The 18,103-nt window shown below is 69.5% G+C and carries 21 protein-coding genes; 7 read left to right on the top strand and 14 right to left on the bottom strand.

The window, feature by feature from the left end; genetic code table 11:
• Window positions 1–9: 9 nt before the first annotated feature.
• A complete protein-coding gene (locus tag ACZ4VI_RS32395; RefSeq protein WP_468005110.1) occupies window positions 10–381 on the bottom strand; it encodes an iron chaperone in 372 nt (123 codons plus the stop codon).
• 33 nt (window positions 382–414) lie between these two features.
• Here ACZ4VI_RS32395 and ACZ4VI_RS32390 point away from each other — a divergent pair, with 33 nt between their 5' ends.
• Window positions 415–1,593, top strand: coding sequence for a thiolase C-terminal domain-containing protein (locus tag ACZ4VI_RS32390; protein WP_468005108.1), 1,179 nt, complete (start codon window positions 415–417; stop codon window positions 1,591–1,593).
• A gap of 113 nt (window positions 1,594–1,706) precedes the next feature.
• Window positions 1,707–2,933: an FAD-dependent monooxygenase gene (locus ACZ4VI_RS32385; protein WP_468005107.1), complete on the top strand. Its 1,227-nt coding sequence runs from the start codon at window positions 1,707–1,709 to the stop codon at window positions 2,931–2,933.
• A gap of 18 nt (window positions 2,934–2,951) precedes the next feature.
• Here ACZ4VI_RS32385 and ACZ4VI_RS32380 read toward each other — a convergent pair whose 3' ends face one another.
• On the bottom strand, window positions 2,952–3,608 hold the full coding sequence (locus ACZ4VI_RS32380) for a DUF1326 domain-containing protein (protein ID WP_468005105.1): 657 nt from the start codon (window positions 3,606–3,608) through the stop codon (window positions 2,952–2,954).
• A gap of 178 nt (window positions 3,609–3,786) precedes the next feature.
• Between ACZ4VI_RS32380 and ACZ4VI_RS32375 the strand changes: the two genes are divergently transcribed.
• The 4 genes from ACZ4VI_RS32375 (at window position 3,787) to ACZ4VI_RS32360 (ending at window position 6,496) form a co-directional block, all read left to right on the top strand.
• Window positions 3,787–4,407, top strand: a complete 621-nt coding sequence (locus ACZ4VI_RS32375) for a DUF1326 domain-containing protein (protein ID WP_468005103.1) — start codon at window positions 3,787–3,789, stop codon at window positions 4,405–4,407.
• Window positions 4,408–4,765: 358 nt separating this feature from the next.
• Window positions 4,766–5,419: a pyridoxine/pyridoxamine 5'-phosphate oxidase gene (locus ACZ4VI_RS32370; protein ID WP_468005162.1), complete on the top strand. Its 654-nt coding sequence runs from the start codon at window positions 4,766–4,768 to the stop codon at window positions 5,417–5,419.
• 41 nt (window positions 5,420–5,460) lie between these two features.
• Entirely contained in the window at window positions 5,461–5,709 is a 249-nt protein-coding gene (locus ACZ4VI_RS32365) for an SCO4226 family nickel-binding protein (RefSeq protein ID WP_468005101.1), read from the top strand.
• Window positions 5,710–5,779: 70 nt separating this feature from the next.
• The gene (locus ACZ4VI_RS32360) at window positions 5,780–6,496 is read left to right on the top strand and encodes a VanZ family protein (RefSeq protein ID WP_468005099.1); all 717 of its coding nucleotides are present in this window, start codon (window positions 5,780–5,782) and stop codon (window positions 6,494–6,496) included.
• A gap of 4 nt (window positions 6,497–6,500) precedes the next feature.
• On the opposite strand, the gene ACZ4VI_RS32355 is transcribed toward ACZ4VI_RS32360, so the two are convergent.
• From ACZ4VI_RS32355 to ACZ4VI_RS32310, 10 genes are all read right to left on the bottom strand, one after another.
• Entirely contained in the window at window positions 6,501–7,241 is a 741-nt protein-coding gene (locus ACZ4VI_RS32355) for a VOC family protein (protein ID WP_468005097.1), read from the bottom strand.
• Window positions 7,242–7,251: 10 nt separating this feature from the next.
• Window positions 7,252–8,355, bottom strand: a complete 1,104-nt coding sequence (locus tag ACZ4VI_RS32350) for a sensor histidine kinase (protein ID WP_468005095.1) — start codon at window positions 8,353–8,355, stop codon at window positions 7,252–7,254.
• Window positions 8,348–9,043 (bottom strand): response regulator transcription factor, encoded by a 696-nt coding sequence (locus tag ACZ4VI_RS32345; protein ID WP_468005093.1) that lies wholly within the window; start codon window positions 9,041–9,043, stop codon window positions 8,348–8,350. The genes ACZ4VI_RS32350 and ACZ4VI_RS32345 overlap by 8 nt, the downstream gene beginning before the upstream one ends.
• Window positions 9,044–9,110: 67 nt before the next feature.
• Window positions 9,111–9,779: a TetR/AcrR family transcriptional regulator gene (locus tag ACZ4VI_RS32340; RefSeq protein WP_468005091.1), complete on the bottom strand. Its 669-nt coding sequence runs from the start codon at window positions 9,777–9,779 to the stop codon at window positions 9,111–9,113.
• A gap of 132 nt (window positions 9,780–9,911) precedes the next feature.
• The gene (locus tag ACZ4VI_RS32335; protein ID WP_468005089.1) at window positions 9,912–11,213 is read right to left on the bottom strand and encodes a dicarboxylate/amino acid:cation symporter; all 1,302 of its coding nucleotides are present in this window, start codon (window positions 11,211–11,213) and stop codon (window positions 9,912–9,914) included.
• 350 nt (window positions 11,214–11,563) lie between these two features.
• Window positions 11,564–11,854: a DUF4229 domain-containing protein gene (locus tag ACZ4VI_RS32330; RefSeq protein ID WP_468005087.1), complete on the bottom strand. Its 291-nt coding sequence runs from the start codon at window positions 11,852–11,854 to the stop codon at window positions 11,564–11,566.
• Window positions 11,855–11,916: 62 nt separating this feature from the next.
• Window positions 11,917–12,441: a GNAT family N-acetyltransferase gene (locus tag ACZ4VI_RS32325; protein ID WP_468005085.1), complete on the bottom strand. Its 525-nt coding sequence runs from the start codon at window positions 12,439–12,441 to the stop codon at window positions 11,917–11,919.
• 5 nt (window positions 12,442–12,446) lie between these two features.
• On the bottom strand, window positions 12,447–13,625 hold the full coding sequence (mqnE, locus tag ACZ4VI_RS32320; protein WP_468005083.1) for an aminofutalosine synthase MqnE: 1,179 nt from the start codon (window positions 13,623–13,625) through the stop codon (window positions 12,447–12,449).
• 49 nt (window positions 13,626–13,674) lie between these two features.
• Window positions 13,675–14,130: an Lrp/AsnC family transcriptional regulator gene (locus ACZ4VI_RS32315; RefSeq protein WP_019888578.1), complete on the bottom strand. Its 456-nt coding sequence runs from the start codon at window positions 14,128–14,130 to the stop codon at window positions 13,675–13,677.
• Between the two features lie 105 nt (window positions 14,131–14,235).
• A complete protein-coding gene (locus ACZ4VI_RS32310) occupies window positions 14,236–14,919 on the bottom strand; it encodes a UbiX family flavin prenyltransferase (protein WP_468005081.1) in 684 nt (227 codons plus the stop codon).
• An 88-nt stretch (window positions 14,920–15,007) separates the two neighbouring features.
• Between ACZ4VI_RS32310 and ACZ4VI_RS32305 the strand changes: the two genes are divergently transcribed.
• A complete protein-coding gene (locus tag ACZ4VI_RS32305) occupies window positions 15,008–15,619 on the top strand; it encodes a rhomboid family intramembrane serine protease (RefSeq protein ID WP_468005079.1) in 612 nt (203 codons plus the stop codon).
• A 45-nt stretch (window positions 15,620–15,664) separates the two neighbouring features.
• Here the strand turns inward: ACZ4VI_RS32305 and mqnP are convergent, their stop codons facing one another.
• On the bottom strand, window positions 15,665–16,567 hold the full coding sequence (gene mqnP, locus ACZ4VI_RS32300) for a menaquinone biosynthesis prenyltransferase MqnP (protein ID WP_468005078.1): 903 nt from the start codon (window positions 16,565–16,567) through the stop codon (window positions 15,665–15,667).
• Entirely contained in the window at window positions 16,564–18,015 is a 1,452-nt protein-coding gene (locus tag ACZ4VI_RS32295; RefSeq protein WP_468005076.1) for a menaquinone biosynthesis decarboxylase, read from the bottom strand. Before ACZ4VI_RS32295 ends, mqnP begins: the two co-directional genes overlap by 4 nt.
• Window positions 18,016–18,103: the final 88 nt, after the last annotated feature.

Genomic DNA, 18,103 nt, shown 5'->3' with positions numbered 1-18,103 from the left:
CGCGCCCGGTCAGCAGTCCTCCCCCGGCGCCTTCGCCGTCGCCCGCAGCAGGTCCCGTACGAGGGTGAAGTCGACGCGCTCCGGGCGGCGGAAGCGCAGGCACCCCTTGCCCATGTCCTGGTCGGCGAGCCGGCCCTCGAAGCCCTCCCGGACGTCCGGCCGCATCAGATAGAAGGAGATGTAGTGCTTCTGTTCCGCGAAGGCGATCTCCGGCTCCCCGCCCGGCCGCCGGTACGCGGGCATGCCGTAGGCCATGACCTCCTCGAAGCCGTGCAGCTCGGTGCGGCAGAGCTCGCGGATCCGGACGAGAGCCGTCAGCCGGTCCGGCTCCACGACCTCGGCGAGGTAGGTGTCGACGTCTTCGGCCGCGCTTCTCGGCATCCGATTCTCCCTATCTGATGTACCGTCAGATTCATGCCCACCACTTCACGGAACCGCGACCGCGCCGGGCGGCGCCGCGTCGCCGTCGTCGGCATATCCCTCTCCGACTGCGGCCGCGTCGACGAGGCCACTCCTTACACTCTGCACGCCCAGGCCGCCCGCCGCGCCCTCGCGGACAGCGGACTCGACCGCTCGGTGATCGACGGTCTCGCCTCGGCGGGGCTCGGCACCCTCGCCCCGGTCGAGGTCGCCGAGTATCTGGGCCTGCGCCCCCGCTGGGTGGACTCGACCGCCGTCGGCGGCGCCACCTGGGAGGTCATGGCGGCGCACGCCGCCGACGCAATCGCCGCGGGGCACGCCAACGCCGTCCTGCTGGTCTACGGCTCGACCGCCCGCGCGGACATCAAGGCCCGGCGGCGCACCTCGAACCTCTCCTTCGGGGCGCGCGGCCCGTTGCAGTTCGAGGCCCCTTACGGGCACACCCTGATCGCCAAGTACGCGATGGCCGCCCGCCGCCACATGCACGAGTACGGGACGACCCTGGAGCAGCTCGCCGAGGTCGCCGTCCAGGCGCGGGCGAACGCCGCACTCAACCCGGAGGCGATGTTCCGCGAGCCGGTCACCGTCGACGAGGTACTCGACGGCCCGATGATCGCCGACCCGTTCACCAAGCTCCACTGCTGCATCCGCAGCGACGGCGGCTGCGCGGTGCTGCTCGCGGCCGAGGAGTACGTACCGGACACGGCGAAGGCCCCCGTCTGGATCCTCGGCACGGGCGAGCACGTCTCGCACACCACGATGTCGGAGTGGGAGGACTTCACGGTCTCGCCGGCGGCGGTCAGCGGCCGGCTCGCGTTCGAGCGGGCGGGGGTGCGGCCGGAGGACATCGACCTCGCGGAGATCTACGACGCCTTCACGTACATGACGCTGGTGACGCTGGAGGACCTGGGCTTCTGCGCGAAGGGCGAGGGCGGCCCGTTCGTCCAGGAGAAGGACCGGCTGCCGGTGAACACGGACGGCGGCGGGCTCTCGGCCTGCCACCCGGGGATGCGGGGCCTGTTCCTGCTGGTGGAGGCGGTGCGGCAGCTGCGCGGGGAGGCGCCGGGGCTCCAGGTGCGCCGGGCGGACGGGAGCCTGCCGGAGCTGGCGGTGGCGTCGGGGACGGGGGGCTGGTTCTGCTCGTCGGGGACGGTGGTCCTTGGCCGGGGCTGAGCCAGGCCCCTTCGATCTATACATCTGTCATAGACAAGCGTGTAGGACATCCGTATAGTCGTCGGTGTGGAGGGCGAGCGCGCCCCCGCACCCACCCGACGAGGAGTCCTGCCATGACGCACACGCCCGCGAACAAGACCGTCCTCATCTCCGGCGCCTCGGTCGCCGGCCCCGCCCTCGCCCTCCTGCTCCACCGCTACGGCTTCACCGTCACCGTCGTCGAGCGCGCCCCCGAGCTGCGTACCGGCGGCTACAAGGTCGACATCCGCGGCACGGCGATCGAGGTCTGCCGCCGGATGGGGATCCTCGACGAGATCCGCGCCGGCTCCACGGACATGGACGGCGGTTCGTACGTCGACTCCCAGGGCCGTACGGTCGGGCAGATGCCCGCCGAGATCTTCGGCGGCCGGGTCGAGCAGGACGACGAGATCATGCGCGGCGACCTCGCCCGGATCCTGTACGAGCGGACCCGCGACGACGTCGCGTACGTCTTCGGCGACTCCATCGCCGCCCTGCACGACGACGGGGACGGCGTGGACGTCACCTTCGAGCGCGGTACGCGCCGCCGCTTCGACCTGGTGGTCGGCGCGGACGGCATGCACTCCAACACCCGGCGCCTCGTCTTCGGCGACGAGCGGCGCTTCAAGCGGTACCTGGGCGCGTACATCTCGATCTTCACCGCCCCCAACCACCTGGGCCTCACCCGCTGGGAGACGTACCACGCCCGCCCGAACAAGCTGGTCTCCGTCTACAGCACGGCGGGCGAGCAGGCGCACACGGCGAAGAACTGCTTCGTCTTCGCCGCGCCCGAGGAGCTCGCCTACGACCACCGGGACACGGACGCGCAGAAGCGGCTGCTCGCCGACGCCTTCGCGGGCGACGACTGGGAGATTCCACGCCTGATCGCCGATTCGGCCGGCGCCGAGGACTTCTACTTCGACGCGATCGCGCTCATCGAGATGGACCGCTGGTCGCGCGGCCGCGTCGTCCTCCTCGGCGACGCCGCCCACTGCGCCTCCCCCGCCTCCGGCCAGGGCACGGGCCTCGCCCTCACCGGCGCGTACGTCCTGGCGGGCGAACTGGCGGCGGCGCACGGCGACCACACGACGGCCTTCGAGGCGTACGAGAGCGTGATGCGCCCGGGCGTGGAGCTGAACCAGAAGTTCGCGGCGGGCTTCGCCAAGGAGATGACGGTCTCCTCGCGATGGAAGATCGCCCTGCGCATGTTCATGGTGCGCACCCTCCCCCGGACCCCGTGGAAGAACCTGATCGCGAAGAAGATCCGCGACGAGATCCAGCGCGCGGCCCACGCGGTCCCGGTGAAGGAGTACGGGTGCTAATCGTCCGGTGTACGGGTACTACTCGTCCGGTCCTGTCCAGTCGAAGGGGATGTGCTTGCTGGACTGGCCCACGCGGTCCCATTGGAAGCCGAACGCGTCGGCACGGTCGGCCGTCGCCCGGCCCCAGGTCACGGTCTGGCCCGGCCCGGTCTCCGAACCCGGCAGGTTGGTCGACTGGACCCGCGCACCCTCCGGCGTCGTGGGCCCGGTGAGCGCCTCGGCGCCCGACTCGACAAGGCCCGGGATCGAGGCGCGCCAGCTGCCGAGGTCGTCGTCGATGTCCACCTCGATACGGGCGAAGTCCATGCCCCGCATCTCGGCGCCGAACATGCTGATCATTTCGGCGGGCCAGCTGCCGGCCTGACCACTGAAGATCATCTGTAGTGCCGTCCGCTGCTCGTCGTCGGCCCGCTCGTCGAAGAAGACCGCCGCGTACGCATCGGAGTGCTCGGCCCACACGTTCCCGACGAAGGAACCGAGCATCAGTACGTTGAGGCCGTCCAGGGAGACGTCACCGTAGCGTCCCTCCTTGACGTGCCAGACCAGGATTCCGTCGCATTCGCCGAATGTCGGCAGCTGCGCGAACGTGCACGGACACGGCACATTGCACCTACAGGTGTCGAACCAGTCCCCGGACACGTGCCACTTCGGAACAGTCTCTGTCGGCGCCGACATGTCACTGCCTCCTCGCGAAACGCCCCACGATCGGTGGCGCAATCCCCCTCTCATTGTCCGCCTTGTACACCCCTCGCGCACCCGCCTAGCCTTGAAGAAGACGGGGTCGGCACCGTCTGAGCAGCCGAATTGCTTGACGGTGCGACTATCTCGAGCTGTCGAGCAGTCGGGAGCAGTCATGACATGGAGTATCTCGGGCAACTACGTTGGTGGTTGCTCATGCGCGATGGTCTGCGGGTGCGCCGTCGACGCGAAGCCGCGCGATCCCCAGGGGCGCGAGGAATGCCTCGGATGTGTCGTCTTCCACGTGACCGAGGGCCGGTTGGACGATGTGGACCTGTCCGGGGTGGACTTCGCCCTCTACAACCATTTCCCCTCCAACCTGACATCGGGTGGCTGGAAGGTCGCCTTCGTCGTCGACGACAGCGCCAGCGACGCCCAGGCCGACGCCCTGGACCGCATCCTGTCCGGCCGTGAAGGCGGCGCGTTCGGCGAACTCGCCCAGTTCTACGGCGAGAACATGGGCATGGAGCGGGCGAGCATCTCGCTGACGGACGGGGAGACCCCCCAGGTCAGCGTCGCCGGAAAGACCGAGCTCACCTTCGAACCCCTCCGCGGGCCCGACGGGAATCCCACCACGATGAAGAACGCGATGTTCGGATTCTCACCGGAGTTCACCCTGGGCCGTACGACCGGGAGTTCGAACGCGTTCGGTCTGACCTTCGAGCCGTCGTACGGCGAGGTGTCGGACTTCGCCTTCTCGAGCGAAGCAGCCGAAGGGGCGCCGATCGGACGCTAGCGGGCGGATCATCGATCATCGATCGACACGCTCGCGCACATACTCGCGCACATAGAGGAGCAGGGTGCTGATGCCTCCTCCTCCTGAACGACCACGTGTGCTGGCGACCGTCTTCTCCCGCGCCTCGCTGACCCGGTGCGTACCGATCGCCCTGCTGGTCGGCACGCTGCTGTCCTCGGTCAACCAGGGTTCGGTCATCGCGTCCGGCGAGGCGGACGCGGCGACTGCCGTGCGCATCGCGGTCAACTTCGTGGTGCCGTTCTGCGTGTCCAGTGCCGGATTCCTCAGCTGCCGAAGGGCGGCATGGCGAACGGCGACGCTACCGTCCACCCGCGGGGACCGGGCCTACGGTGTCCGCATGAGCGACTTCGAGAGCACCCTGCGCGCCCTGCGGGTCTGGGACACCGACCTGCCGACCTTCGCCCCCGAGACGGCCCCCACCGCCCCGCTGCCGTTGTTCCACGACTGGTTCGTGGCGGCGGCCCAGGCGGGGCAGGCCGAGCCCCACACGATGTCCCTGGCGACCGTGGACGAGAACGGCCGGCCCGACGTCCGTACGGTCATGCTGCACGACGCCGACGAGCGCGGCTGGCACTTCGCCTCGCACGCCACCAGCGCCAAGGGCCGCCAGCTCGCCGCCCATCCCGAGGCCGCGCTCGGCTTCTACTGGCCGGTTCAGGGAAGGCAGGTTCGGGTACGGGGCCGGGTCACGACCGGGACGGCGGAGGAGGCGTACGAGGATCTGCACGCGCGCACGACGGGGGCGCTGGCCTCCGCGCTGGTGGGCCGGCAGAGCGAGGTGCTCGGGTCGGCGGAGGAGCTGACGCGGGCGAGCGAGGCGGCCTGGGAGCGGGCGAACGCCGAGCCGGACGCCCACTCCCCCACCTGGACGCTGTACGTCCTGGAGCCGGCCGAGGTCGAGTTCTTCCAGGGCGACGAGCAGCGCCGCCATGTGAGGCTGCGGTACCGCAGGGAAGCCGGGGGCTGGGTACGGGAGCTGCTCTGGCCGTGACCCGGGCGCGGGCGCACCATGAGAAGAGGAGGTGGAACGAAATGGGTACGTTCATGGACGTCCACCACAACATGGTGGGCATCACCGCTGAGCAGCTCAGGGAAGCGCATGCCGCCGACCTCGCGATAGAGAAGGACGAGGGCGTGCACTTCGAGAGGGCGTGGGCGGACCCGGAGTCGGGCACGGTCTACTGCCTCTCCCACGGCCCCTCGGCCGAGGCGGTGCAGCGCATCCACTCCCGTACGGGTCATGCGGCGGACGAGATCCACGAAGTGCCGCTCAGCGTCTGACCTGACTCCTTTGCGGACGCATCGGAAAACGCATACGCCCGCGATACGGTCCGCCGTCTTCACTGACGGCATGGACCACCGCACATCACCGTCAGCCCCAGCCCGCCGTACGCGCAGGATCGTGATCGTCGGTCTGGCGATCCTCGGTGCGGCGATCGCCGCGTTCGGCCCTGGCCACACGGTCCTGATGATGTTGTCCATGCCGCTGCGCCGGCCGCAGTGGCACGTCTTCTTCGGCACGTTCAACGGCGTGGCACTCATCACGGTCGCCGCACTGCCGCTGGCCGCGCCGGCGGCGTGGGCGCTGGCACGCCGGCGGAGGGCCGCCGGCGTCGCGTCGGCGTCGGCGTGGCGGATGTCGCTGGCCGAGGTCGGCATCGTCTACGGGACGGTGCCGTGGGTCTGGGGCATCATGCTGCCGGGCGACGAGGCCGGCGCCGTCGTGAGCCTGGTACCACTGCGGGACCTGCACACGGTCCTCGCTGCCGGGGAGACGTCCCAGATCGTCGGCAACCTGCTGGTGTTCGCGGCGCTGGGCTTCCTCGCCCCGCTGCGGTTCGCGGCGCTGGCGTCGCTACCGCGGATCCTGGCGCTCGGCGCGGGCTGCTCGGTCCTGGTCGAGACCGCGCAGTACGTCCTGCGGCTTGACCGGGTGTCCTCCGTGGACGACGTACTGCTCAACGCCACCGGCGCCGGCCTTGCCGCGCTGGCGTCGCGCCGCTGGTGGCGCCCTCCGGCCGGAGCGTCGTCGGACCGCCGCCGACCGGTCCCGGTGTCGGCGGGGTAAGCCGTCAGGCCGGGCCGAGGACGCAGAACTCGTTGCCCTCCGGGTCGGTCAGAACCTTCCACGGGAAGTCGCCCCGGCCTGCGTCGGCGGGCGTCGCGCCGAGGGCCTTGAGCCGGGCCACCTCCGCCGCCTGACCGTCACCGTCGAACGGGTAGGGCGCCAGGTCGAGATGGACGCGGTGCCGCATGTCCTTCAGGTGGGGCGTGCGGAGGAACTCCAGATACGGGCCGGCCTTGGCGGAACGCAGCAGCGCGTGATCGTCGGTCACCTCGTGCAGGGTCCAGTTCATCGCCTCGCCCCAGAACCGGGCCATGGCCCGCGGGTCCGCGCAGTCGACGACCACCGCGGCGATCGGCCCGGTGTCCCGGTAGCTCTCCCGAGGTTCCAGGACGCAGAACACGTTGCCCTCCGGGTCGGCCATGACCGTCCGCGGGAGGTCGCCCGGGCCCCCGTCGGCGGGCGTCGCGCCGAGCTCCTTCAGGCGCGCGACCAACTCCGCGTGATGGGCCGCTGAGCTGGTGGCGAGTTCGATGTGCGCGCGGTATTTCACGGTTTCGGGGTCCGGGACGGCGATGACATCGACGCGGACGGCAGCGGGGTCCGGCCAGGTGACACCCACGGGCATGACGCTGGTCGCGCCAGGCCCCTCGCTGGAGACATCCCAGTCGAGCGCCTCCGCCCAGAACCGGCCGAGCGCCGAGTCGTCCCGGGCTTTGAGATTCACCTCGAAAAGATGCAGCGCCATGCAACGGACCCTATAGACCGGTAAGTTCGGACGGTAGTTCCACGGTGACGCGGATCCCGCCGGCAGAGCGCGGGGTGAGGGTGAGTGTTCCGTCGTGTGCCTGGGTGATGGTGTTGACGATGGCCAGGCCGAGGCCGACGCCCGCGTGGTCCGCGTGGACGCGCTCGGTGCCGCGCTGGAACGGCTCGGTGAGGGTCGAGACCAGCTGGGGGCTGAGCTTCTCGCCGGTGTTCTCGACCGTGAGCGCCACGGTCTTGGGGCGGACGCGGGTACTGACCCACACGGTGCCCTGTTCGGGCAGGTTGTGCACGATCGCGTTCTGCACGAGGTTCGCCGTCAACTGCAGCAGGAGCGCGGGGGAACCGATGGTGGGGGCGATGTCGCCCGAGGTCTCGATGGTGACGCCGAGCTTCTCCGCCAGGGGGAGAAGCGTTTCGGTGGCTTCCTCCGCCAGGAGCGACAGGTCGACGTGTTCTCGGGTGAAGGACCGCTGTTCGGCGCGGCTGAGCAGAAGCAGTGCTTCGGTGAGGTCGATCGCCCGGGTGTTGACGGCGTGGAGACGGTCGATGGTGTCGCCGTGGTCGCGGGTCGGATCGGTACGGGCCACGTCGAGAAGTGCTTTCGAGATCGCGAGCGGGGTCCGCAACTCGTGAGAGGCGTTGGCTGCGAATCTCCGCTGTTCGGCGACGTGCGCTTCGAGCCGTGCGAGCATGCCGTCGAAGACGTCGGCGAGTTCGCGAAACTCGTCCTTACGGCCTTCCAACCGGATCCGGTGGGAGAGTGACCCGGTCGAGGCCAGGCGGGTGGCGTCGGTGATGCGGGTCAGCGGGGCGAGCATCCGTCCGGCGAGGAACCACCCGCCCACGAGGCCGAACACCAGCAGGAACGCGAACACCGCGGCCGCCCTCGGAGCGAAGACGCGCAGGAGGTTGGACCGGACGGGGAAAACACCGTGCATGGGGGTGCCGTTGGGGACGATGAGCGCACGCTCGGGGACGTAACGCAGGAGGAACACCCACACCGCCGCGAGCAGCAGGACACCGGCGAGCATGAGGAATCCGGTGTAGCTGAGGGTGAGTTTGAGGCGAACGCTCACCCCAGGCGCCCTATCCACGCTCGCCGCCGTCGCGTCCGGCCTGTGGTTGCGTGTCGATGCGGTAGCCCACGCCCGGCACGGTGGCGATGATCCAGGGCTCGCCGAGACGCTTGCGCAGCGCCGAGACCGTGATGCGTACGGCGTTGGTGAACGGGTCGGCGTTCTCGTCCCACGCCCGCTCCAGCAGCTCTTCGGCGCTGACGACACCGCCTTCGGCGGCGACGAGGACCTCGAGCACGGCGAACTGCTTCCTGGTGAGCGCGACGTGGCGTCCGTCACGGTGGATCTCCCTGCGGAACGGGTCGAGCCGCAGGCCTGCCATCTCCCGTACGGGAGGTCTGCTGTGGGCGCGCCTGCGGTCGAGCGCCCTGAGCCGCATGGCGAGCTCCCGAAGCTCGAACGGCTTGGTGAGGTAGTCGTCGGCGCCGAGCCCGAACCCGGAGGCCTTGTCGTCGAGACGGTCGGCGGCCGTGAGCATGAGGATCGGCATACCGCTGCCGGAGGCGACGATGCGCCGGGCGATCTCGTCACCGGAAGGCCCGGGGACGTCGCGGTCGAGGACGGCGATGTCGTAGGCGTTGACGCTCAGCAGTTCCAGAGCGGTGTCGCCGTCACCTGCGATGTCCGCCGCGATCGCTTCCAGGCGCAGGCCGTCGCGGATGGCCTCTGCCAGAAAGGGTTCGTCCTCGACGATCAAGACACGCATGCCCTCGATGCTACGAGCCGGCGCATATCGTCGGCATATGGAGAACCCCGTACGTGCCGGCCCGCCATCAGCCCGCGCGGCGGGGAGACCAGCGCTCGCTCTTCATGAGGTTGCCGAGCCCCGCCCACGCGAAGTTCATCAGCGTCGCCGCCGCCTCCCGGGCCGTCATCCCCGGCGTCTCGTTGGCCCAGCCGGCCACCGACTCCGCCGCCCCGACGAGCGCCTGCGAGAGCCCGGCGACATCCCGCTCGGCGAGCTCCGGATCCCGCTCGGTCTCCCGGTGCGTCTCCTTCGCGGCGGCCCCGATCAGCGTCCCCACGTACGCCACGATCTCGTCGCGCATCCGCCTGGCCTCGCCGGCGAACGGCTCCCCGTGCGTCCGCGCCTGCCGGCTCAGTACCGCCCAGCCGTCGGGATGCTCGGCCGTGTGCGTGAAGAAGGCGAGCAGCCCGGCCCACAACTGCTCGTCCGCAGGCAGCTCCGGATCGACCGCGGCCGCCACCGAGCCGAGCAGGGCCTGCGCCTCCCGCCTGATGCAGGCGGTGAAGAGGTCTTCCTTGGAGTTCAGATACAGATAGACCAGCGGCTTGGACACACCCGCGAGCTCGGCGATCTCGTCCATGGACGCGGCCTGGTACCCCCGCTGCCCGAAGGTCTGCACGGCGGCGTCCATCATCTGCCGCTCACGCACCGCCCGCGGCATCCGCCTGCCCTTCGCGCCACCCACCTCGGCCATCCTCCCCACCCGCCCGCCTGCTCCGGGGAGAGCCTACGTGCCCGCTCGGGCGACGGGCCCGCGGCAACAGCGTGATGCCCATGCTCCCGCGACCGGGGGCATGGGCATCAACGGCGGCTGCGCGCCTGAGCGTTAAGCGGCGACGGCGACCGGCTCGCGCTCGTCGACCGGGGAGGACGAGGCGGCGTTGTACGCGTCGAGGTCCAGGATCTTCTCGCGGGCGGCGACGACGACCGGGACCATAGCTTGGCCGGCGACATTCGTGGCCGTACGCATCATGTCCAGGATCGGGTCGATCGCCATCAGCAGGCCCACGCCCTCCAGCGGGAGGCCGAGGGTGGAGAGCGTCAGGGTCAGCATGACCGTGGCGCCCGTCAGGCCGGCCGTGGCCGCGGAGCCGACGACCGAGACGAAGGCGATCAGGAGGTAGTCCTGGATGCCCAGCTGGACGTCGAAGATCTGCGCGATGAAGATCGCGGCGAGCGCCGGGTAGATCGCGGCGCAGCCGTCCATCTTGGTCGTGGCGCCGAACGGGACGGCGAAGGAGGCGTACTCCTTCGGGACGCCGAGGCGCTCGGTGACCTTCTGGGTGACCGGCATCGTGCCGACCGAGGAGCGGGAGACGAAGGCCAGCTGGATGGCCGGCCAGGCGCCCTTGAAGAACTGGAGCGGGTTGACCTTGGCGACCGTCGCGAGCAGCAGCGGGTAGACGCCGAACATCACCAGGGCCGAGCCGATGTAGACGTCGGCGGTGAAGGTCGCGTACTTGCCGATCAGCTCCCAGCCGTAGTCGGCGATGGCGAAGCCGATGAGGCCGACGGTGCCGATCGGGGCGAGGCGGATGACCCACCACAGGGCCTTCTGGAGCAGCTCCAGGACCGACTCGGAGAGGGTGAGGATCGGCTTGGCGCGGTCGCCGAGCTTGAGGGCGGCGACGCCGGCGACGGCGGCCATGAAGACGATCTGAAGGACGTTCAGCTCGGTGAACGGCGTGATGACGTCCGACGGGATGATCCCGGTCAGGAAGTCGATCCAGGTGCCCTCGCGCTTCGGCAGCTTGCCGTCCTGCGGGGTGAGGCCGGTGCCGGCGCCCGGGTTGGTGAGCAGGCCGATCGCGAGGCCGATGGCGACCGCGATCAGCGAGGTGATCATGAACCAGACCAGGGTCTGGGCGGCCAGCCGGGCGGCGTTGTTGACCTTGCGCAGGTTGGTGATCGACACCAGGATCGCGAAGAAGACGAGCGGGGCGACGGCCAGCTTCAGGAGCTGGACGAAGATGTCGCCGACCTGGCCGAGGGTCTCCTTGAGCCAGCTGACGTCCTGGCTGCGGGCGAGCCAGCCGAGCAGGACGCCGAGCACGAGACCGGCGACGATCTGGGCCCAGAAGGGGATCTTGGGTATTCGGGACGCGGACGCGGACGCGGACACGGACACACTCCACAGGTACGTATTGGGGAAATACGGGGACGGGCGGGGGTGCGGTACACCGCGCTCAGGCGGTACCGCTGCATGATGCCGGGGTCAGAGCTCGCGGCAACAGACCGCGGACATACAGCGGCACAGATCGACATGCAGGCGCGCCACGAGCGGAATGCTCGCGGCATCGGTGAGGCGCACTGCTGTCGTCATGGCAGGTACGTTAACACTTGAACTTTGAGAACCTCAAAGCCGTTCTTTGAGGCAGTGCAGGCCGTGCAGGGCCTCCGAAACGCAGAACACCCCGGTCAGGAGCCTTCGAAGCTCCCGATCGGGGTGTGCGCGTTGTGAGGAACCTTACGTGCCGCTTACGCGTCCTCGCTGGCCCGGTTGGCCTCCAGGCGGCCCTTCGCCCGGTCCACCTTGGCCACGATCTGCTCGGACATCGCGTCCCGCTGGCCGCGCAGCAGCACGAAGCTGAGGGGCGCGGAGATCACGATGGCGAGCAGGAGCACCCAGAGCAGGTTGGAGTCGCCGAGGCCGCGCGGCAGCACGCCCACGTAGACGAGGCCCCAGAGCGCGAAGAAGCACCCGGCGAAGATGCCGAGGCGCATGAGGGTGTAGCGGAGGGTCGCAGCGCCCGTCCCGTTCGCGGCCACGACGGCCCCTTTCTCTGTCTCTGTGCGGATTGCCCCACCAGTGAAGCACGGGGCAAACGTGATCAATGCAGCGGGAGCAGCATGAAGATGTCGTCCCGGTCGTCCCCCTCGGCCACCCGGATCGCGCCGGGCACCCGCCCGACCTCCTTGTAGCCGCAGGAGGCGTAGAAGCGGTCGACGCCCGTGCCGCCCCGGCAGGTGAGCCGGATCGCGTCGATCCCGTCGAAGCCGCGCACGGCGTCCTCGACGGCGGCAATGAGGTCGCGGCCGTACCCCTTGCCCTGGTGGGAGGGGTGGACCATGACCGTGTAGAGCCACACCCAGTGCTTCATCAGCCGGTGGGTGTTGTACGCGACGAAGGTGGTGGCGGCGACGGTGCCGTCCTCCTCGTACCCGACGACGAGCCGCATCCGGCCCTCGGCCATCGCGACGAGGTGCCTGACCAGCTCGGGCCGCACGTCCTCGGCACTCACCGGCGGTACGAAGCCGACGGCGCCGCCCGCGTTGGAGACGTCCGCCCACAGGCGCAGGACGCCGTCCCGCAGGGCGGGCGATATCGGAGGATCGAGTTCGAAGCGCAGCGACATCGGCCTCAGACCCGCATCGGCTGGGGCGACTCGCGGCGGTCCGCGTCCGGTCCCGGGTACTCGCGGATGATCTCGTACCGCGTGTTGCGCTCCACGGGCCGGAAGCCGGCGTCGCGGATCAGCTCCAGCAGGTCCTCACGACCCAGCTTGTTCGGCGTGCCGTAGTTGTCGGCGTCGTGCGTGATCTTGTACTCGACGACCGAGCCGTCCATGTCGTCGGCGCCGTGCTGGAGCGCGAGCTGGGCGGTCTGGACGCCGTGCATGACCCAGAAGACCTTGACGTGCGGCACGTTGTCGAAGAGGAGACGGGAGACCGCGAAGGTCTTCAGGGCCTCCGCGCCCGTCGCCATCGTCGTGCGCGCCTGGAGCCTGTTGCGGACCTTGCCGTCCTGCATGTCGACGAAGTCGTGCTGGTAGCGCAGCGGGATGAAGACCTGGAACCCGCCGGTCTCGTCCTGGAGTTCACGCAGCCGCAGCACGTGGTCGACGCGGTGCCGGGGCTCCTCGATGTGCCCGTACAGCATCGTGCTCGGGGTTTTCAGGCCCTTGGAGTGCGCGAGGCGGTGGATCCGGGACCAGTCCTCCCAGTGGGTGCGGTGGTCCACGATGTGCTGGCGGACCTCCCAGTCGAAGATCTCCGCGCCGCCGCCGGTGAGGGACTCCAGGCCGGCCTCGATGAGTTCGTCGAGGATGTCGGAGGCCGACATGCCCGAGATGGTCTCGAAGTGGTGGATCTCGGTGGCGGTGAAGGCCTTCAACGAGACGTTCGGCAGTGCCTTCTTCAGCTCGGAGAGCGAGCGCGGGTAATAGCGCCAGGGCAGGTTGGGGTGGAGCCCGTTGACGATGTGCAGCTCGGTGAGGTTCTCGCTCTCCATCGCCTTGGCGAGGCGGACGGCCTCCTCGATGCGCATCGTGTACGCGTCCTTCTCGCCCGGCTTGCGCTGGAACGAGCAGTACGCGCAGGACGCGGTGCACACGTTCGTCATGTTGAGGTGGCGGTTGACGTTGAAGTGGACGACGTCACCGTTCTTGCGGGTCCTGACCTCGTGGGCGAGGCCGCCGAGCCAGGCCAGGTCGTCGGACTCGTACAGGGCGATGCCGTCCTCACGGCTCAGCCGCTCTCCGGCGAGCACCTTCTGCTCCAGCTCGCGCTTGAGTCCCACATCCTTGATAGATGCAGTCATCTAGGGCCGCCTCCCATGTCCGACGATTTCAGGCTCCACCACCGTACTCTCAGCCCTCCTCGGGCAGATCTCCGACCCGGTTCTCCCACTTGGTGGAGAGCACGATCGTCGTACGGGTGCGGGAGACGCCCTTGGTGCCGGAGAGCCGGCGGATCGTCTTCTCCAGGCCGTCGACGTCGCTGGCCCGGACCTTGAGCATGTACGAGTCGTCGCCGGCGATGAACCAGCAGTCCTCGATCTCGGCGAGGTCCTTCAGCCGGCGCGCCACGTCCTCGTGGTCGGCGGCGTCGGAGAGGGAGATGCCGATGAGGGCGGTGACGCCGAGGCCGAGCGAGGCGGCGTCGACCGTCGCGCGGTAGCCGGTGATGACCCCGGCCGCCTCCAGGCGGTTGATGCGGTCGGTGACGGAGGGGCCGGAGAGCCCGACGAGCCGGCCGAGTTCGGCGTACGAAGCCCTGCCGTTCTCGCGCAGAGCCTGGATGAGCTGCCTGTCCACGGCGTCCATAGGTACGAAGCCTTCCATTGTCCAGCGATACCGCGAGTTTAGGTATAGAAATCAAGGTACACAGGGTCGACACCCTGTGATCGTTCAGCGCGCCGCCAAGAACCGTCAGTCGGAGCCCGGGCGGGAGCCGCCACCGAGCTCTCCCTCCCAGCGGCGGTACAGCCGGTGCGGCACTCCCGCCGCGTCCAGCACACGCCCGGCGACGAAGTCCACCAGATCCTGGATGTGCGTCGCCCCCGCGTAGAACGCCGGAGAGGCGGGCAGCACCACGGCGCCCGCCTCGTCCAGCGCCACCAGGTGCTTGAGCGTCTGCCCGTTCAGCGGGGTCTCCCGTACGGCGACGACGAGCTTTCGCCGCTCCTTGAGCGTCACGCTCGCCGCCCGCTGGAGCAGGTCCTTCGAAAGCCCCAGCGCCACGCCCGCCACCGAGGCGGTCGACGCGGGCACGATCAGCATTCCCTTGACGGGGTACGAGCCGCTGCTCGGCCCGGCGGCCAGATCCCCGGCCGCCCAGTACCGCACGTCCTCGATGTCGGGATCGAACGTCCCCGGCTTCCCGTCGGCGCCCCGCGCGAGCCACTGCGCGAGATCCTCGCGCCAGTGGGCGTCCCGGAAGGCGATCCCCGTTTCGTCGAGCAGGGTCAGCCGCGACGCCCGCGAGACGACCAGGTCGACGCTCTCCCCCGCTGCGAGCAGCCCCCTCAGCACGGCGGCGGCGTACGGGGTTCCCGACGCCCCGGACACCCCGACCACCCAGGGACGACGCTGCTGCTTCTCTACCGGCTCCACGCTGACGAGCCTATCCGGCGGCCCGGACCGAGAACTCCGCACGGGGTCCCGTACGTTCTCCCCATACACAGCACCGGGACCCAGGGGGATGGTCATGAAAGAGCTCGAAGCGACAAGGTGGCGTACGTCCGACCGGGCGAAGGCGGCCGTACAGCTCATGGCCGGCTGGGTCGCACTGCTGTGGCTGCTCGAAGGGATCGACTACGCGACGGGCCACGCGCTCGACGAGTACGGCATCGTCGCCCGCGACCCGGACGCACTGGGCGGGATCCTCGCGGCGCCCTTCCTGCACTTCGGCTTCGGGCACGTCGCTTCCAACAGCGTCCCGCTGCTGATCTTCGGCTTCGTCGCCGCGCTCGGTGGCATCCGCCGCTTCCTCGCCGTCTGCGCGCTGATCATCGTTGCCGACGGCGTCGGCGTCTGGCTGATCTCCCCCTCGAACTCGATCACCGCGGGCGCCTCCGGCCTGGTCTTCGGCCTGTTCGGCTACCTCGTCGTCCGCGGCTTCGTGGAGCGCAAGCCCCTCGGCATCGCCGTGGGACTGACGATCGCCGCGCTCTGGGGCGGCTCGATCCTCATCGGCATCTCCCCCACCGACACCACGGTCAGCTGGCAGGGCCACCTCGTCGGCCTGGTGGCAGGCGTGGGCGCGGCGTTCCTCTTCCGCGCCACCCGCCGACCTGCCGCGCTCACACCCTGAGGCCGCGCAGGCGGTGGAGCTCCGCTCCCTCGCCGGATGACCGACTCATACCGTCAGCCCCCGCACCACCAGGTCGATCAGGGCGCACAGGAAGAGCGAGATGCCGATGAAGCCGTTCGTCGTGAAGAACGCCCGGTTCAGGCGGGACAGGTCGTGCGGCTTGACGATCGTGTGCTCGTAGCAGAACGCGGCGATCACGATCACGAGCCCGATCCAGAAGAACAGCCCCGCGTCCGTGGCCAGCGCGTACCAGACCAGCAGGCCGGTCGTGACCACGGCCGAACCCCGCGCACCCCACAGCGCCGCCGGAACGCCGAAGCGGGCGGGCACCGACATGACGCCCTCGGCGCGGTCGGCCTGGACGTCCTGGCAGGCGAAGATCAGGTCGAAGCCGCCGATCCAGATCCCGACCGCGAGCCCGAGGATCACCGCGTCCCAGGACCAGGAACCCGTCACCGCGAGCCAGGCCCCGACCGGCCCGATCGCCTGCGCGAGACCGAGGATCGCGTGCGGGAAGTTCGTGAACCTCTTGCCGTACGGATAGACCACCATCGGCACCACGGCGAGCGGCGCGAGCGCAAGGCAGAGCGGGTTGAGCAGCGCGGCAGCCCCGAGGAACACGGCGACGGCGATCCCCGCCCCCGTCCACGCCGACCGCACCGACACCGCCCCGGTGACCAGCTCACGGCCGGCCGTCCGCGGGTTACGGGCGTCGATCTCCCGGTCGATGATCCGGTTGCAGGCCATCGCGAAGGTCCGCAGCCCCACCATGCAGACGGTGACGAGGAAGAGCGTGCCCCAGTGGATGTTCCGGTCGAGCTGGAACATCGCGGTCAGCGAGGCGATGTACGCGAACGGCAGCGCGAACACCGAATGCTCGATCATCACCAGGCGCAGGAACGCCTTCGTACGCCCCGGCTGCGCTCCGGGTACGGCCGCGGTGGTCACAGGCCGTACTCCTTCCAGCGGCGGTCCACCAGGGCCGCCGTCGCCGGGTCCGACTCCACCATGTCCGGCCAGCCGCCGTCCCGGGTGTAGCCCTCCTCGGGCAGCTTCTTCGTGGCGTCGATGCCCGCCTTGCCGCCCCAGAACTGCTGGTACGAGGAGTGGTCCAGGTGGTCCACCGGGCCCTCGACGACGGTCAGGTCACGGGCGTAGTCCGTGTTGCCGAGCGCCCGCCAGGACACCTCGTGCAGATCGTGCACGTCGCAGTCCTTGTCCACCACGATGATCAGCTTCGTCAGCGACATCATGTGCGCGCCCCAGATGGCGTGCATGACCTTTTGCGCGTGCTTCGGGTACTTCTTGTCGATCGAGACGATCGCGCAGTTGTGGAAGCCGCCCGACTCGGGCAGGTGGTAGTCCACGATGTCCGGCACGATGATCTTCAGGAGCGGCAGGAAGAACCGCTCGGTGGCCCGCCCCAGCGGACCGTCCTCCGTCGGCGGCCGGCCGACCACGATCGACTGGAGCAGCGGACGCTTCCGCATGGTCACGCAGTCGATCTTCAGCGCGGGGAACGGTTCCTGCGGCGTGTAGAAGCCCGTGTGGTCGCCGAAGGGACCCTCCGGGAGCATCTCGCCCGGCTCCAGCCAGCCCTCGATGACGACCTCGGCGTTCGCCGGCACCTGGAGCGGCACGGTCTTGCAGTCGACCATCTCGATCCGCTTGCCCTGCACGAAGCCGGCGAACAGGTACTCGTCGATGTCGCCGGGCAGCGGCGCCGTCGAGGCGTACGTCACGGCCGGCGGGCAGCCGAAGGCGATCGCGACCGGCAGCCGCTCGCCCTTCGCCGCCGCCACCGCGTAGTGGTTGCGGCTGTCCTTGTGGATCTGCCAGTGCATGCCGATGGTGCGCTTGTCGTGCCTCTGAAGGCGGTAGAGCCCGAGGTTCCGCACGCCCGTCTCCGGGTGCTTGGTGTGCGTAAGCCCCAGGTTGAAGAAGGACCCGCCGTCCTTGGGCCAGGTGAAGAGCGCGGGCAGCCGGTCGAGGTCGACGTCGTCACCGGTGAGCACGACCTCCTGCACGGGAGCGTCCTTCACCTTCTTCGGCGGCACGTGGACCATCGAGCCCAGCTTGCCGAAGGCCTCGCGTACCCCGACGAAACCGTGCGGAAGCTCGGGCTTGAGCAGCCCGCCGATCTTCTCGCTGATCTCCTCGTACGACTTCAGCCCCAGCGCCTTGAGCAGCCGCCGGTCCGTGCCGAAGACGTTCATCGCGAGGGGCATGGCGGAGCCCTTGACGTTCTCGAAGAGGAGCGCCGGACCCCCCGCCTTGTTCACCCGGTCGACGATCTCACCGACCTCCAGGTACGGATCGACTTCGGCCTTGATGCGCTTGAGGTCGCCTTCGCGCTCCAGCGCCCTGAGGAGCGAGCGGAGATCGTCGTAAGCCATGGGGCCCAGTATCTGCCACCCGATACGCTGGACCTGTCACCGGGGCGTCGAAACGAACCCCGCAACCGCATTCAGGGGGCTGCTCCAC

It is taken from the genome of Streptomyces sp. NPDC029169, assembly GCF_055563935.1.
Note: the sequence above shows the minus strand (reverse complement) of the source record. Positions and strands in the feature narration are given on the sequence as shown.